At 72.1% G+C, this 16,480-nt stretch carries 11 protein-coding genes; 6 read left to right on the top strand and 5 right to left on the bottom strand.

Going from position 1 to position 16,480, the window contains the following annotated elements:
- The first annotated feature begins 164 nt into the window (after nt 1–164).
- The 5 genes from OG622_RS15835 (at nt 165) to OG622_RS15815 (ending at nt 8,608) form a co-directional block, all read left to right on the top strand.
- On the top strand, nt 165–2,012 hold the full coding sequence (locus OG622_RS15835) for an acetolactate synthase large subunit (protein ID WP_371576731.1): 1,848 nt from the start codon (nt 165–167) through the stop codon (nt 2,010–2,012).
- A gap of 21 nt (nt 2,013–2,033) precedes the next feature.
- Nucleotides 2,034–2,561 (top strand): acetolactate synthase small subunit, encoded by a 528-nt coding sequence (ilvN, locus tag OG622_RS15830; protein WP_037695846.1) that lies wholly within the window; start codon nt 2,034–2,036, stop codon nt 2,559–2,561.
- Between the two features lie 118 nt (nt 2,562–2,679).
- Entirely contained in the window at nt 2,680–3,681 is a 1,002-nt protein-coding gene (gene ilvC / locus OG622_RS15825) for a ketol-acid reductoisomerase (protein ID WP_371576730.1), read from the top strand.
- Nucleotides 3,682–3,937: 256 nt separating this feature from the next.
- Entirely contained in the window at nt 3,938–5,527 is a 1,590-nt protein-coding gene (serA, locus tag OG622_RS15820; protein WP_371576729.1) for a phosphoglycerate dehydrogenase, read from the top strand.
- Between the two features lie 192 nt (nt 5,528–5,719).
- Nucleotides 5,720–8,608, top strand: a complete 2,889-nt coding sequence (locus OG622_RS15815) for an AAA family ATPase (protein WP_371584108.1) — start codon at nt 5,720–5,722, stop codon at nt 8,606–8,608.
- Here OG622_RS15815 and OG622_RS15810 read toward each other — a convergent pair.
- The gene (locus tag OG622_RS15810; RefSeq protein ID WP_371576728.1) at nt 8,586–10,130 is read right to left on the bottom strand and encodes an MFS transporter; all 1,545 of its coding nucleotides are present in this window, start codon (nt 10,128–10,130) and stop codon (nt 8,586–8,588) included. The two genes, OG622_RS15815 and OG622_RS15810, sit on opposite strands and share 23 nt — an antisense overlap.
- A gap of 137 nt (nt 10,131–10,267) precedes the next feature.
- On the opposite strand from OG622_RS15810, the gene OG622_RS15805 reads away from it, so the two are divergent.
- Nucleotides 10,268–10,876 carry a TetR/AcrR family transcriptional regulator gene (locus OG622_RS15805; protein WP_371576727.1) on the top strand — a complete coding sequence of 203 codons (609 nt, stop codon included), beginning with the start codon at nt 10,268–10,270 and terminating at the stop codon, nt 10,874–10,876.
- Between the two features lie 46 nt (nt 10,877–10,922).
- Here the strand turns inward: OG622_RS15805 and OG622_RS15800 are convergent, their stop codons facing one another.
- The 4 genes from OG622_RS15800 to OG622_RS15785 form a co-directional block, all read right to left on the bottom strand.
- On the bottom strand, nt 10,923–12,596 hold the full coding sequence (locus OG622_RS15800; protein WP_371576726.1) for a serine/threonine-protein kinase: 1,674 nt from the start codon (nt 12,594–12,596) through the stop codon (nt 10,923–10,925).
- 162 nt (nt 12,597–12,758) lie between these two features.
- Nucleotides 12,759–13,442 (bottom strand): ATP-binding cassette domain-containing protein, encoded by a 684-nt coding sequence (locus tag OG622_RS15795; protein ID WP_371576725.1) that lies wholly within the window; start codon nt 13,440–13,442, stop codon nt 12,759–12,761.
- Nucleotides 13,439–14,452: an ABC transporter ATP-binding protein gene (locus tag OG622_RS15790; protein WP_371584107.1), complete on the bottom strand. Its 1,014-nt coding sequence runs from the start codon at nt 14,450–14,452 to the stop codon at nt 13,439–13,441. Before OG622_RS15790 ends, OG622_RS15795 begins: the two co-directional genes overlap by 4 nt.
- Before the next feature lie 169 nt (nt 14,453–14,621).
- Entirely contained in the window at nt 14,622–16,445 is a 1,824-nt protein-coding gene (locus OG622_RS15785) for an ABC transporter permease subunit (RefSeq protein WP_371584106.1), read from the bottom strand.
- Between the last annotated feature and the right edge of the window lie 35 nt (nt 16,446–16,480).

Here is a 16,480-nt window from a genome sequence, read left to right as displayed (position 1 = left end):
CCCACCGGACGGTGATCCGTAATCCCCAGCGACCGTACCCGACGCGCTCCCCTCGCTTGCCTCGTGGCAAGGAGGGGTTTTTTGTTGCACGGGCACCAGTCAGACGCTAGCCGCACACCGCACGAACCTCGCAAAACACCCTCAGCATCGAGAAGAGAATGCCGATGACCGAGCAGGCCACCGGGGCCCACCATCCGCAGCCGCGGCCCCGATCCGGAGGACCGTCCACCCCCGTCGAGCACGTCACGGGTGCGCAGTCCCTCATCCGCTCTCTCGAGGAGGTCGGGGCCGACACGGTATTCGGCATCCCCGGCGGCACCATCCTGCCGGCGTACGACCCGATGATGGACTCCAAGCGGGTGCATCATGTGCTGGTCCGCCACGAGCAGGGCGCCGGCCACGCGGCCACCGGTTACGCGCAGGCCACCGGCAAGGTCGGGGTGTGCATGGCGACGTCCGGGCCGGGCGCCACGAACCTCGTCACCCCGATCGCGGACGCGCACATGGACTCCGTGCCGCTGGTCGCGATCACCGGGCAGGTCGCGTCGAAGGCGATCGGTACGGACGCCTTCCAGGAGGCGGACATCGTCGGCATCACCATGCCGATCACCAAGCACAGCTACCTGGTCACCAAGGCGGAGGACATCCCCCGGGCGATCGCGGAGGCGTTCCACATCGCCTCCACCGGCCGCCCGGGCCCGGTCCTGGTCGACATCCCCAAGGACATCCTCCAGGCGAAGACCACCTTCAGCTGGCCGCCGACCATGGACCTGCCCGGCTACCGCCCGGTGACCAAGCCGCACGCCAAGCAGATCCGCGAGGCCGCCAAGCTGATCACCGCCGCCAAGCGGCCCGTCCTGTACGTCGGCGGCGGCGTCCTCAAGGCGCACGCGACGGCCGAGCTGAAGGTGCTGGCCGAGCTGACCGGCGCGCCCGTCACCACCACCCTGATGGCGCTCGGCGCGTTCCCCGACAGCCACCCGCAGCACCTGGGCATGCCCGGTATGCACGGCTCCGTGGCCGCCGTCACCGCACTGCAGAAGGCCGACCTGATCGTCGCCCTCGGTGCCCGCTTCGACGACCGGGTCACGGGCAAGCTGGACAGCTTCGCGCCGTTCGCCAAGATCGTCCACGCGGACATCGACCCGGCCGAGATCGGCAAGAACCGCACCGCCGACGTGCCGATCGTCGGTGACGCCCGCGAGGTCGTCGCCGATCTGATCCAGGCCGTGCAGAAGGAGCACAGCGAGGGCGGCCAGGGCGACTACACCGCTTGGTGGAAGGACCTCAACCGCTGGCGCGAGACCTACCCGCTCGGCTACGACCAGCCGGCCGACGGCTCGCTCTCCCCGCAGCAGGTCATCGAGCGCATCGGACAGCTCGCCCCCGAGGGCACCATCTTCACGGCGGGCGTCGGCCAGCACCAGATGTGGGCCGCCCACTTCATCCAGTACGAGAAGCCCGCCACCTGGCTGAACTCCGGCGGCGCCGGAACGATGGGGTACGCGGTCCCGGCCGCCATGGGCGCCAAGGCCGGAGCCCCGGCGCAGACCGTCTGGGCGATCGACGGCGACGGCTGCTTCCAGATGACCAACCAGGAACTCACCACCTGCGCGCTGAACAACATCCCGATCAAGGTCGCCATCATCAACAACGGCGCCCTCGGGATGGTCCGCCAGTGGCAGACCCTGTTCTACAACCAGCGGTACTCCAACACCGTCCTGCACAGCGGCCCGGACGACGTCAATCCGAACGCCCGCGGCACCCGCGTCCCCGACTTCGTGAAGCTCTCCGAGGCCATGGGCTGCTATGCGATCCGCTGCGAGTCCCCGGACGACCTCGACAAGGTCATCGAGGAGGCGAACTCGATCAACGACCGCCCGGTCGTCGTCGACTTCATCGTCCACGAGGACGCGATGGTGTGGCCGATGGTCGCCGCAGGCACCTCGAACGACACGATCATGGCCGCCCGGGACGTCCGCCCCGACTTCGGCGACAACGAAGACGACTGAGCGAGAGAGACTGAACGAGACATGTCCAAGCACACGCTCTCCGTCCTGGTGGAGAACACCCCCGGCATCCTGGCCCGGATCGCCGCCCTCTTCTCCCGCCGCGGCTTCAACATCGACTCGCTCGCGGTCGGTGTCACCGAGCACCCCGAGATCTCCCGCATCACCATCGTGGTGAACGTGATCGAGGAACTGCCGCTGGAGCAGGTGACGAAGCAGCTCAACAAGCTCGTCAACGTCCTGAAGATCGTCGAACTGGAGCCGGGCTCCGCCGTTCAGCGGGAACTCGTTCTGGTGAAGGTGCGCGCCGACAACGAGACGCGCTCCCAGATCGTCGAGATCGTCCAGCTGTTCCGCGCCAAGACGGTCGACGTCTCCCCGGAGGCCGTCACCATCGAGGCCACCGGGTCCAACGACAAGCTGACCGCCATGCTCAAGATGCTGGAGCCGTTCGGCATCAAGGAACTGGTCCAGTCCGGCACGATCGCGATCGGCCGCGGTTCCCGTTCGATCACGGACCGCTCGCTGCGCGCCCTGGACCGGTCGGCCTGACACTCGATACGGGCGGCCGGTGACGCTCGGCCGCCCGTATACCGAGACCCGCAGACTTTCATTCCGCTCGCCGTCATACGGTGGGACGCAACACCTGCACTCAAGGAGAGAACCCAAAGTGGCCGAGCTGTTCTACGACGCCGACGCCGACCTGTCCATCATCCAGGGCCGCAAGGTCGCGGTCATCGGCTACGGCAGCCAGGGCCACGCCCACGCCCTGTCCCTGCGCGACTCGGGCGCGGATGTCCGCGTGGGTCTGCACGAGGGCTCCAAGTCCAAGGCGAAGGCCGAGGAGCAGGGCCTGCGCGTGGTGACCCCGTCGGAGGCCGCCGCCGAGGCCGACGTCATCATGATCCTTGTCCCGGACCCGCTCCAGGCCCAGGTCTACGAGGAGTCCATCAAGGACAACCTCAGCGACGGCGACGCGCTGTTCTTCGGCCACGGCCTGAACATCCGCTTCGGCTTCATCAAGCCCCCGGCCGGCGTCGACGTCTGCATGGTCGCCCCCAAGGGCCCCGGCCACCTCGTCCGCCGCCAGTACGAGGAGGGCCGCGGCGTTCCGTGTATCGCCGCCGTCGAGCAGGACGCCACGGGCAACGCCTTCGCGCTGGCGCTGTCGTACGCCAAGGGCATCGGTGGCACCCGCGCGGGTGTCATCAAGACGACCTTCACCGAGGAGACCGAGACCGACCTGTTCGGTGAGCAGGCCGTTCTCTGCGGTGGTACGGCCGCGCTGGTCAAGGCCGGTTTCGAGACGCTGACCGAGGCGGGTTACCAGCCGGAGATCGCGTACTTCGAGTGCCTGCACGAGCTGAAGCTGATCGTCGACCTCATGTACGAGGGCGGCCTGGAGAAGATGCGCTGGTCGATCTCCGAGACCGCCGAGTGGGGCGACTACGTCACCGGCCCGCGGATCATCACGGACGCCACCAAGGCCGAGATGAAGAAGATCCTCGCCGAGATCCAGGACGGCACCTTCGCCCAGGCGTGGATGGACGAGTACCACGGCGGTCTGAAGAAGTACAACGAGTACAAGACCCAGGACTCCGAGCACCTGCTGGAGACCACGGGCAAGGAGCTGCGCAAGCTCATGTCGTGGGTCAACGACGACGAGGCGTGACCTTGTGAGGTCGGCCGTGGCGGGGTTTCACCCGGTGCCACGGCCGGCCTTGTTTCACGTCCGGGTGATCCTTCCGCAGTGGCGTGAGGCGACGCCCCCGGCGCCACTACACTGCTGCACTACATACGCGTCAGGCCCACAGCGTCGTGCGTCTTCCACGCGCCCAGCGACACCGGGGAATTCCGGGTGTCACTCCCCTCCACCGCCTGCGGCCGTCGGGACGGCCGTCCGCAGCATTGGACTTGTGAGGACTCACGTGAGCTCGAAACCAGTCGTACTGATCGCTGAAGAGCTGTCGCCCGCCACCGTCGACGCGCTGGGCCCGGACTTCGAGATCCGGAACGTCAACGGAGCGGACCGAGCCGTACTGCTCCCGGCCATCGCAGACGTCGACGCCATTCTCATCCGCTCGGCCACCAAGGTCGACGCCGAGGCGATCGCCGCCGCGAAGAAGCTGAAGGTCGTCGCGCGCGCCGGCGTCGGCCTGGACAACGTGGACGTCTCCGCCGCCACCAAGGCCGGCGTGATGGTCGTCAACGCACCCACCTCGAACATCGTGACCGCCGCCGAGCTGGCCTGTGGTCTGCTCCTCGCCACCGCCCGCCACATCCCGCAGGCGAACACGGCGCTGAAGAACGGCGAGTGGAAGCGCAGCAAGTACACGGGCGTGGAGCTGGCCGAGAAGACCCTCGGTGTCGTGGGCCTCGGCCGTATCGGTGCCCTGGTGGCCCAGCGCATGTCCGCCTTCGGCATGAAGGTCGTCGCCTACGACCCCTACGTGCAGCCCGCGCGCGCCGCGCAGATGGGCGTGAAGGTCCTGACGCTGGACGAGCTCCTCGAGGTCTCCGACTTCATCACCGTCCACCTGCCGAAGACCCCCGAGACGGTCGGTCTCATCGGCGACGAGGCGCTGCGCAAGGTCAAGCCGTCGGTGCGCATCGTCAACGCCGCGCGCGGTGGGATCGTCGACGAGGCCGCGCTGTACTCGGCGCTCAAGGAGGGCCGGGTCGCGGGCGCGGGCCTCGACGTGTACGCCAAGGAGCCGTGCACCGACTCGCCGCTGTTCGAGCTGGACGAGGTCGTCTGCACCCCGCACCTGGGCGCCTCCACCGACGAGGCTCAGGAGAAGGCGGGCATCGCGGTCGCCCGTTCCGTCCGCCTCGCCCTCGCCGGTGAGCTGGTCCCGGACGCGGTGAACGTGCAGGGCGGTGTCATCGCCGAGGACGTCAAGCCGGGCCTGCCGCTCGCCGAGCGTCTCGGCCGGATCTTCACCGCGCTGGCCGGTGAGGTCGCCGTCCGCCTCGACGTCGAGGTGTACGGCGAGATCACCCAGCACGACGTGAAGGTGCTGGAGCTGTCCGCCCTCAAGGGCGTCTTCGAGGACGTCGTCGACGAGACGGTGTCGTACGTCAACGCTCCGCTGTTCGCCCAGGAGCGTGGCGTCGAGGTCCGGCTGACCACCAGCTCCGAGTCGCCCGACCACCGCAACGTCGTCACCGTGCGCGGCACGCTCAGCAGTGGTGAGGAGGTGTCGGTGTCCGGCACGCTGGCCGGGCCGAAGCACCACCAGAAGATCGTCGCGGTCGGTGAGTACGACGTGGACCTCGCGCTCGCCGACCACATGGTCGTCCTCAGCTACGTCGACCGTCCCGGTGTCGTCGGCACCGTCGGCCGGATCTTCGGCGAGGCCGGGATCAACATCGCCGGTATGCAGGTGGCCCGCTCCACGGCGGGCGGCGAGGCGCTCGCCGTGCTGACCGTCGACGACACGGTTCCCCAGCCGGTGCTCGTGGAGGTCGCGGAGGAGATCGGCGCGACGTCCGCCCGCTCGGTGAACCTGGTCTGAGGTTCGTTCACGCGTCGGCGGGGCCTGGTCACCTGGGGTGGCCGGGCCCCGCCTTTTTGCGCCGCGCCCCATTTCAGGGGGCGGCGTGGCGAGGAAGCCCGGCGGTGTGGGGGTGGGTGTGGTGGTGCGTGCCAGGATGGCCGGGTGCCGCAGAACATATTCCACGCGCCGTTCGTCGGGCGGGACACCGAGATGGCCCGGTTGAGGGACGTACTGGACCGGGCCGGGCGCGGTGAGCCGCGGGCCGTGCTGGTCGCGGGGGACGCGGGCGTGGGGAAGAGCCGGACGCTGGCGGAGGCGGCGGCGTACGCGGTGGGCGAGGGGACGGCCGTGTTCACCGGGCACTGCGTGGACCTCGGTGATGTCGGTCTGCCGTACCTGCCGTTCACGGAGATCCTCGGTGCCCTGGCCGCGGACGAGCGATTCGCCCCGCTCCTCCAGGCGCATCCGGCGACAGCACGGCTCCTCGGCGGCGGCGCGGACGGCGGTGACCGGCTGCAGCTCTTCGAGGGCATCGCCGCGCTACTGACGGACCTCGCCGGGACGACGCCCGTCCTGCTCGTGCTGGAGGACCTGCACTGGGCCGACCAGTCCTCGCGGGATCTGCTGCGTTTCCTGCTCAGCCGGGCCGTGCTCCAGCACCCCGCCCCCGGCGCCCCGGCCCACCGCCTCGCCGTCTTCGCCTCGTATCGCGCGGACGACCTGCACCGCCGCCACCCACTGCGCCCCCTGCTCGCCGAGCTGGTGCGGCTGCCCGCCGTGGAGCGGCTGGACCTGAGGCCGATGCCGGACCCGGAGGTCGCGCGGCTGGTGCGTTCGCTGCGCGCCGAGCCGCTGTCCGAGGCCACGGTCGGCCGGATCGTCGAGCGGGCGGAGGGCAACGCGTTCTACGCGGAGGAGTTGCTGGCCGCGACGGCGGACGAGCCGGGGGCGGTGCTGCCGAGCGGGCTGGCCGACGTCCTGCTGATCCGGATCGAGCAACTGCCCGGTGCCGCCCAGCAGGTGGTGCGCACGGCGGCGGTGGCGGGCCGCAGGGTCGGGCACGATCTGTTGCGGGACGCCGTCCAACTCCCCGAGGACGAGCTGGAGTCGGCTCTACGGGAGGCGGTCGGCCGGCAACTGCTGCTGCCGGGCGAGGGATCGACGTATCAGTTCCGGCACGCCCTCATCCGGGAGGCGGTCTACGCGGATCTGCTGCCGGGTGAACGGGTCCGGCTGCACCGGGTGTTCGCCGGGCTGCTGGCCCGCCGGGGCCGGGCCGGGGAGAGCGCCGAGCGCGCCCACCACTCGCGCGAGAGCCATGACCTCGCCGACGCGCTGACGGCGTCCGTCGAGGCAGCCGACCACGCGCACGGGATCGGGGCGCCCGCCGAGGAGCTGCGGCATCTGGAGGGCGCCCTCGACCTGTGGTCGTCCGTGGGTGCCGGGGCCCGGCCCCAGGACCTCGACACGGTCACCCTCACCCTGCGCGCCTCGTCCGCCGCCGCGCGCGCCGGGGACAACCACCGGGCGGTCACCCTCACCCGCGCGGCGCTCGCCGGAGCGGGTCCGGACGCGGACTCCGAGCTGGCCGCCCGGGTCCGCTACACCCTCGCCGGTGACCTGATGCGCGTGGACAGCCTGAAGGCCGCGTTCCGCTACAGCAGCGAGGCGCTGGAGATGATCCCCGCCGAGCCCCCGTCCCGTACCTGGGTGTGGGCGGCGGCCACGCATGTGATGGCGGCGCGGTACGTGGGGGAGGACGAGGAGGCCGGGCGGGTCGCGAGTGGTGCGCTGCCCGTCGCCGAGCGGCTCGAACTGGGCGACGCCCAGGCCGACCTGATCATCTCCTTGGTCGGTCTCCACCCCCGGAGCAACCGGTCGACGCCGGAGGGCCGGGCGCGGCTGCGCGACGCCCGCGAGCTGGCCCGCCGCGCGGGCAACCTCCCCGTGGAGATGCGTGCCCTGTTCAACCTCGCCATGGGCTGCTACGAATCCGGTGACCTGGAGGAATGCCTCAGCTGGCTCTCCGAGGGGCTGGACCGCGCGGGCCGCACCGGCCTGCTGTCCTCCCCGTACCCGGTGGAGATGCGTTACCTCCACTCCCTCTGCCTCTACACCCTGGGCCGCTGGGACGAGTGCGCCCGCTCGGCCGCCGACACCGACCGGCTGCCCGCCACGGCCGGCCACGCGGCCGGTCCCGCCCTGTACGTCGCCCTCGCCCGCGGCGACGAGACCGCCGCGGAGCGGGCCCGGACCCTTCTGGACGGGTCGTACGACTGGATGGCCGGCCTCGTCGCGGGCGTCGTGCTCATCGAGGCGGCCGTCCTGCGCCGCGATCCGGAGACCGCGGTCGCGCAGTTCAGGACGACCGTCGCCGCCCTCTCCGACGAGTCCGGATCCCGGCCCGACGCGACCGTCCGACTGGCCGCGCTGGCCCTCGGGGCGATCGCCGACGCGGTGGCGGAGCGCCGGTCGGCCGGGGACGAGAAGGGCGCGCGGGGCTGGGCCGCCACGGGCGAGGAGCTGGTGGAGGCGGCGCGGGCCACCGCCGCCGAGGCGGATGACGACGGGAGCGGGCAGGGACCGGAAGGGCTGGCCTGGCTGGCGCGGGCCGAGGCGGAGTGGGCCCGGGTGAGCACCGGGCCCGATGTGGGGGCCTGGCGCAGGGCGGTGGACGCGTTCGCGTTCGGCGATCCGTACGAGCGGGCCCGGTGCCGACTGCGGCTGGCGGAGGCGTTGTTGGGGGCGGGCGCCCGGGAGGAGGCCGTGTCCGAGGCGCGGGCGGTGGGGGAGACCGCCGACCGGCTGGGGGCCGTTCCGTTGCGCGCCGCCCTGGACGCGCTCGTCCGTCGGGGGCGGCTGGCGGAGGTCACGGGGGAGAAGGACGTCCCCTCGCTCACCGCGCGGGAGAGCGATGTCCTTCGGCTGCTCGCGCTCGGGCGCACCAATCGGCAGATCGGCGACGAGCTGTTCATCACCGGGAAGACAGCGAGTGTGCATGTGTCCAACATCCTGGCCAAGTTGGGGGCGGCGAGCCGTACGGAGGCCGTGGCCATCGCGTACCGGGAGGGCCTGATCACGACTGGCTCGCCGTCCTGACCAGGCTCTTCTCCTCCTCGCGATCCCGCACCCGCACCCCGCGCAGCGCCCCGAGCGCCAGCACCGCGGCCGCCAGCAGCACGACGGCCCCCGCTGTCGCCGCGCCCTGCATACCGGTGGTGAAGGCGGCTCGGGCCGCTGCCGTCAGGGACTCGGCCGCGGGGCCGGGCAGCTGGTCGGCCACCGCGAGGGCGCCCCCGAGGGTTTCGCGGGCCGGTTCGGGCGCGGAGGCCGGCATCTCGTGGTGGTAGAGGGCGGTGCCGATGGAGCCGAGGGTGGCCATGCCGAGGGCGCCGCCGAACTCCTGGCTCGTCTCCAGGAGGGAGGACGCGGAGCCGGCGCGTTCCACGGGGGCGGCGCTGAGGGCGAGGTCGGTCATCTGGGAGAGGACGGTGACGATGCCGGCGGCCAGGACACCGGCGCCGGCGAGGACCAGCCAGAGGGAGTCGGTGCCGGCGACGACCAGCAGCGCGTAACCGCACGCGGCGGTCGCGAAGCCCGCGGAGACGACGTACGCCCGGTTCACCCCCCGCTGGACGAGGAGCGTCGTGACCGGTGCGGCGACGCCGACGAGTACGGAGGGGAGCAGGCCCCACAGCGCGGCCTCCAGCGCGCTCTTGCCGAGGACGGACTGGAGGTACTGGGTCGTGAAGTAGACCGACCCCATCATCCCGAAGGCCGCGACGAGGTTGAGCACGAGCGCCGGGGTGAAGCCGTGGCCGCGGAACAGCGCGGGGGCGATGAGGGGGGAGGCCGTGGTGCGCTGGCGGTGGACGAACAGGGCCGCGAAGCACAGGCCCACGGTCAGCGAGATCACGTACCGCACGTTCCAGCCCTCCGTCGGGATCTCCTTGAGGCCGTAGACGACGGGCAGGACGGCCGCCATGGACAGCGGGACGCTCAGCAGGTCGAAGCGGCCGGCGTCGGGGTTCCTCGACTCGGGCAGCAGTCGCGGGCCGAGCAGCAGAAGCAGCGCCATCGCGGGCAGGTTCACCAGGAAGACCGAGCCCCACCAGAAGTACTCCACCAGCAGACCGCTGAGCACCGAGCCGAGCGCGATGCCCGTCGCCATCACACCCGACCAGATGCCGATCGCCTTCGCCCGCTGGCCGGGGTCCGTGAACATCGTCCGGGTCAGCGCCATCGTCGACGGCATGAGCGTCGCGCCTCCGACACCGAGCACCGCGCGCGCCGCGATCAGTGTCTCGGCGCTGTTCGCGTACGCGGCCACCAGCGATGCCGTGCCGAACGCCGCCGCGCCGAACAGCAGGAGCCGGCGGCGGCCGATGCGGTCACCGAGCGAGCCCATCGTCATCAGCAGCCCGGCCAGCACGAACGCGTAGATGTCGAAGATCCACAGCAGTTGGGTGCCGCTCGGTTCCAGATCCGCGCTGATCGCCGGGACCGCGAAGTACAGCACCGACACGTCCATCGAGACCAGCAGCAGCGGAAGCATCAGGACGCAGAGGGCGGTCCATTCGCGGCGTCCGGCTCGCGCCGTTGGAGTGTTGTTCGTCGTCATGCCGGTGACTGTACGGGCGTCTTATACGATCGTCTAGTACGTGCGTATAAAACAGTTGTATAAGTCGAGTGTCCAAAACGGGCGTCTCAGACGCTCGTCTGGGACGCGTGTATGGCCACAGGGCTACGCTGACCGTCATGGGACACCGTGAGGATCTGCTCGAAGGCGCCAAGCGCTGCCTGCTGGCGAAGGGGTTCGCGAGGACGACGGCGCGCGACATCGTCAAGGAGTCGGGGACGAACCTGGCGTCGATCGGCTACCACTACGGCTCGAAGGACACGTTGCTGGCGCAGGCGTACGTGGCCCTGGTCGGAGACCTGTCCGAGGCCTTCGACGCGGAGGAACCGGCGACGGGCGGTGCCGAGCCCGGGTCGGTCGAACGGTTCCAGGAGGTGTGGGGGAACATCATCGACACCATGCGGGGGCCCGGTTCGATGTGGCGGCTCAGCATGGAGATCATCGTGATGGGCGACCAGATGCCCGAGTTGCGGGACCACTTGGCGCTGGCGCAGCGGGAGGCCGCGCGGGGCCTGATCCCGATGTTCATGGGCGGCCGGGAGGAGGACGCCACGGAACAGGACGTGGACACCCTGGGCGCGTTCTTCGTGACCCTGATGACCGGGCTGATCGCCCAGTGGACCTTCGACCCGCCGAGCGCCCCCGAGGCCGGCCAACTCGCCGAGGGGCTCCGCCGGGTGATGGAGACCGCGGCGAAGCGCGGGGGCGCGGGGGGTGCCCTGGCCTAGGCCCGGGCACCTGCCTCGGGCGAAGCGAACACCCCCGGGCCGTCTGCTAGGCCGCCCGCCAGAGCGTCATGTCCGCGGTGACGAAGCTTGCCTCGTCGTCCCCGAGCGCGGTCGCCTTCACCTGGATCACCAGCAGGGCGATGTCTCCGGAAGGGTGCTCGACGCAGAACTCGCTGCCGGCCGCCGCCCCGGCGAGAGTGAAGCTGTGGCTCTTGGCACCGGTGAGGGCGATACGGCACGTGTCCAGGGTGGCGCCGGGATCGGCGTACATCATCGTGATCACGCTGGTGTCGCTCTCCAGCGCGCAGCCGATCTCCTCGCAGGTGAAGCGGACGTCCCCCTTGCGGTCCTCGCGCAGCTCCCCCTTCCGGACGTCGAGAGAGTTCTTCCGGGTCAGGAACTGCCCGGGATAGGCGGTGGGTTGCGGTTTCCCCGGCACGGTCGGCGAGGGGCTCGTCGTCTTCGGCGTCCGGTCACCGGTTTCCGAGTCCGCCGTGTCCGCCCCTGAGCCCGCAGCCGATGCCGACGGGGACGCCGAGGACCGTGCGGACCCGCCCGCACCGGGCGTCGAGGAGGAAACCGTGTTCCGGTCGCGGTACCGGTCCACCCCTTCCTTGACCGTCCACGCCATGCCTGTCAGCAGCAGCGCGCCCGCGCTCACGGCGACGGCCGTGATCAGCGCGGTCCGTCGTCGGCGGACCCGCCGCTCGGCCGGTCCCATCGGTCCGGTCAGCCTCGTCGGGCCTGTCCACGCCGTCGGCCCCATCGGGTGCGGCGGTGCGAGCAACGGCATCGTGTGCACCGGGGTGGGGGCGAGGACCGGCGGCGGAGCCGCGACCTCCGGCCCCGTGACCTCCCGCCAGACGGCCGGGCCGCCGCCCGCGTCGGCGTCCCGGCCCAGCCGCTGCCGGCACCACTCGACGACCTCCGCCGGGGTGGGCCGGTCCACCGGGTCGACGGCGAGACACCGGGCCATCATCGGGCGGAGCTGCTCGGGCAGCACGGACAGGTCGGGCTCCGAGTGCACGATCCGGTACAGCACGCTGACCGAGGGGCCGTCCCCGTACAGCGGCACGCCCAGTGCCGCGAACGCCGCGGTCTGGCCCAGCGCGAAGACGTCGGTGGCCGTCGTGACGTCACCCCCGGTCGCCTGCTCGGGAGCCATGAACTGGGGCGTGCCGACCGCGGTGCCCGTGGCGGTGTTCGAGGTGAGCCCGGAGGCCAGCGAGATACCGAAGTCGATCACCCGGGGCCCGTCGGCGGCCAGCAGCACGTTCGACGGCTTCAGATCGCGATGCACGATGCCCTCGTCGTGGATGGCCTGCAGCGCCTCGGCCACCCCCGCCATCAGCCACAGCACCGCGGGCACCGGCAGCGGCCCGCGCCGGGCGACGGCCTCCGCCAGGGAGGGGCCCGGCACGTACAGCGTGGCCAGCCACGGGGGTACGCCGTCCGCGTCGGCGTCGATCAGCTCGGCGGTGTACGCGCCCCGGACCCGCCGGGCCGCCTTGATCTCCCGCCCGAACCGCCGCCGGAAGGCCGGGTCGTCGGCCAGCTCCGGGCGCACCACCTTGATCGCCACCGGCCGGCCGCCCTGCGTGTGCGACAGGTAGACCCGTCCCATGCCGCCCGCGCCGAGCCGGGCGGCCAGACGGTAGCCGGCCACCTGCGGCGGGTCGTCCGCCTGGAGCGGCTGGAACACCTCAGTCGCGTTGTTCAACGCCCACGTCCCCCTGATCCCCTGGTCCCCCGGCCGGTCGCCCCGATGGGCTGACCGACGGAAGTAGCCTAAAGGTTGCTGTGTGCATGCTGTTCGGAGTTGTGGCGCACGTGATCGGTTGATGATCGGCTGTTGTTCGGCGACGGATCGGGGTGAATCCGCCTAGGCCGGTACGAGCCTCCCGGCGCGCATCTCGATCGAGCGGTCCGCGAAGTGGCGTACGACTGCGCGATCGTGACAGATGAACAGGTATCCCAGGTTCAACGCGTCCTGGAGGTCGGCGAGCAGGTTGAGGACCCCGGCCCGGACGGAGGGGTCGAGGGCGGACACCGGCTCGTCGAGGACCAGCAGACGGGGCTCGGAGGCCAACGCCCTCGCGATACCGGCGCGTTGGCACTGGCCCCCGGACAGCTCGTGCGGGAAGCGGTCGCCGTAGGCCTGGTCCAGGCCGACCCGGTCGAGGAGTCCGGCCACCCGGGCGGGGCCCGTCGCGTCCCAGCGGCCCTGAACGCGCAGGGGTTCCGCCACCGCGTCCCGGATGCGGTGGCGAGGGCTGAGCGAGCCGTACGGATCCTGGAAGACCGGCTGCACAAGGGGGCGGAGCGGGCGCAGTTCGCGTTCGGTGAGCGTCGTCAACTCCCGTCCCTCGAAACGGACTTCGCCCCCGTACGGGCGGCGCAGCTGGAGCACGGCGGCGACCGTGGAGGACTTGCCGCAGCCGGACGGGCCGTTCAGGGCCAGGGTCTCGCCCGCCTCCACCGTGAACGACACCCGGTCGACGGCGGTGACGGTGCCGTAGCGGACGACCAGGTCGCGTACGTCGAGCAGGGGGTCACTCCGGTTCATACGGCCTCGGCCTCCTGGAACAACTCGGTCGGGGGACAAGGGACTTCGTCCCAGCGGTGGCAGGAGACCTCATGACCCTCGTCGGCGGCCCGCGGCTCCGGTTCCTCCCCACGGCAGCGGTCCGCGACGAGCGGACAGCGCGGCGCGAAGGCGCAGCCCGGCGGGAGGGCGTCGGGGGTGGGCGGGGAGCCGGGGATGGAGGGCAGCCGACGGCGACGGCGACCGGCGGCGGGACGCGGGTCCTCACCGCCGTGGTCACGACCGCCGCCGACCGGACCGACCAGACCGTCCGAGCCGGCGTCGTCGCCGTCGTCCGGTGGCAGTGACGCCAGCAGGCCCGCCGTGTACGGCGCTCGGGGGCGCCCCAACACGCCCTTCACCGGGCCCTGTTCGACCTGGCGGCCGGCGTACATGACCAGCACGCGGTCGGCGTGTGCCCGGACCACGCCCAGGTCGTGGGTGACCAGCACGAGCGCGGCGCCCACCGCCTCCCGCTGTTCGCCGAGGACCCGGAGCACCTGTTCCTGCAGCTCCGCGTCGAGCGCGGTCGTGGGCTCGTCGGCGACGACGACATCCGGTTCGTTGATCGTCGCCATCGCGATCACGGCCCGCTGGCGCATGCCGCCGGAGTACTCGTGCGGATACGCCCGCGCTCTGCGTACGGCGTCGGGGATCCCCACCCGGTCGAGCGCGGCGACCGCCCGTGCCCGGGCCTCCTTGCGCGAGACACCCGCCACCGACCTGACGGCGGCGGCGAGTTGGTCGCCCACGGGGTGCACGGGGGAGAGGGCGGAGAGGGCGTCCTGCGGGACGAGCGCGATACGGCGGCCGCGCTGGGCGGCCAGGTCCGTGTCACCGCGCAGCCGTACGGTGCCGCTCGTCGTCGCGCCCCTGGGCAGCATCCCCAGCAGCGCGCGGGCCGTCAGGGACTTGCCCGCGCCCGACTCGCCGACCAGGGCGAGCACTTCGCGCGGCCGGACGTCGAAGGACAGCCCGCGCACGGCCTCCACCCCGTCGAACGCGATCCGCAGCCCGCGGACAGACAGCAGTACGTCCGACTCCGGCGGGAGGTCGGACTTCGGCAGTGCGCCAGATTTCGGCGGGACGTCCGACTCCGGCGGGACGCCAGCCTTCGGTAGTGCGCCAGACTTCGGCAGTACGCCAGATTTCTGCGGGTCGTCAGACTTCGGCTGAGACTGCACCGGACACCTCCCCCTTCACCGTGCGCGCCCGGCCGGTCTTCCTCGTACGGCGACCCGTGCGCGTCTGCGCGTACGCCGCTCCCGACACCGCGAGACCGGCCAGCAGGGCCAGGGCGACCGCCGGGGCCAGCGCTGCCCACGGGGCGCGTTCCACGTACGCGCGGGACTCGTCAAGGAGCAACCCCCACTCGGGGGCGGGCGGTTGGGCGCCGAGGCCCAGGAAGCCGAGAGAGGCGAGGGCCAGGGCGATGCCCGGCAGGCGGAGGACCGCGTGGCGGGTGACGGGGGCGGCGACGGACGGGAGCACATGCCGGGTGAGGATCCACAACGGGCTCGCGCCGATGGCCCGTTGGGCGGTCAGGAAGGTGGACGCGCGGACCTCCTGGACCAGTGCCGCCGCGTGGGCGGAGAGGGCCGGCCAGGAGATCAGGGCCACGGCGAGCGCCGCGCCGCCCGTGCCGGGGCCGGCCGCCGCGGCGACGAGGATGCCGACGATCACCGGCGGCAGCGCGTTGGCGATGTCGGCCGCGCCCGCGGCCACGCCGGGCAGGAAGCCGAGCGCGAGGGAGGCGAGGAGGCTCAGCACGCAGACCGCCGCCGCCGTGCCGACCGTGGAGGCCGCGCCGTGACCGAGGCGGGCCAGCACGTCACGGCCCAGCCCGTCCGTGCCGAGCGGGTGTGCCCAGGTGGGCGGAAGCAGGCGGGCGGTGGTGTCCACGGAGTAGGGGTCGCGCAGCAGGCCCCAGCCGATGGTGACCAGGAGGACGGTTGCCAGGGCGAGCGGTATCGCGGGGTGGGCGCGGACCGGGCGGGCCTGCGGGAGGGTGAGGCCCGCGTCGCCCAGGGCGGGGCCGAGGAGGCGGCGCCGGGCCAGGGCGGCCAGGGCGCCCGTGACCAGGCCGAGGGCGAGGAGGGCGAGGATCGAGCCCTGGAGGAGGGGGAGATCCTGGGACTTGGCCGCGCCCAGTGCCGTACGGCCGATGCCGGGCACCGCGAACACCGTCTCCACGGCGACCGCGCCGCCCGTCAGGCCGACGGCGGCCATGCCGAACTGCGGTACCAGGGGCGGCAGTACGCGGCGCAGCGCGGCCGCCGAGACACGGGCACGGCTCACGCCCGCGCCACGCCACAGCTCGACCCAGCGTTCGTCGAGCACGGCGGGCAGCGCGTCCGCGACCAGGCGGCCCAGCAGACCGCCGGCCGGGACTCCGAGCGCGATCGCGGGCAGGACCAGGTACTCGGGGCCCGCCCAGCCCGCCGTCGGCAGCAGGCCAAGCCACACCCCGCACACCAGCAACGCCACCGTGGCCAGCAGGAACTCGGGCACGGCGGCGAGCATCGCGGCGAACGCGCCGGCCGACCCCCGGCCCCGTACGAGCACCGGGGCGACCAGCGCGCAGGCCAGCAGCACCGCGACGGCGAAGGCGGCGCCCATCAGACCGAGGGAGACCTGGAGGCCGGAGACCACCGAGGGGAGCACGTCCGTGCCCGACACCCACGAGGTGCCGAGGTCGCCGCGCAGCAGTCCGGAGGCCCAGTTCCCCAGCAGGGAAAGGGGACCCGCGCCCAGGCCGAGGTTCTCACGGATCGAGGCCAGCGCCTCGGGTGTCGCCTCCTGCTCGGCGGACCGGGCACGCAGCACGGTCAGCGCGGGGTCCCGTCCGGACAGCCACGGCAGCAGACCGACGACGGTGAGGACGGCGAGGAGACAGACGAGGCGGGTGAGCCCGGCGGGACCGACCCACTTCCCGGCGTACCTCACGGCACGTCCCACGGGCGACCAGGCGGCCGAACTGCCCATGGCACGTCCTACGGGTGAGGGGTCGGTCCGCTCCC

This window comes from Streptomyces sp. NBC_01314, from assembly GCF_041435215.1.
Lineage (GTDB): Bacteria > Actinomycetota > Actinomycetes > Streptomycetales > Streptomycetaceae > Streptomyces.
The sequence above is the reverse complement of the archived record's forward strand: the minus strand, read 5'-3'. Positions and strand labels throughout refer to the sequence as shown.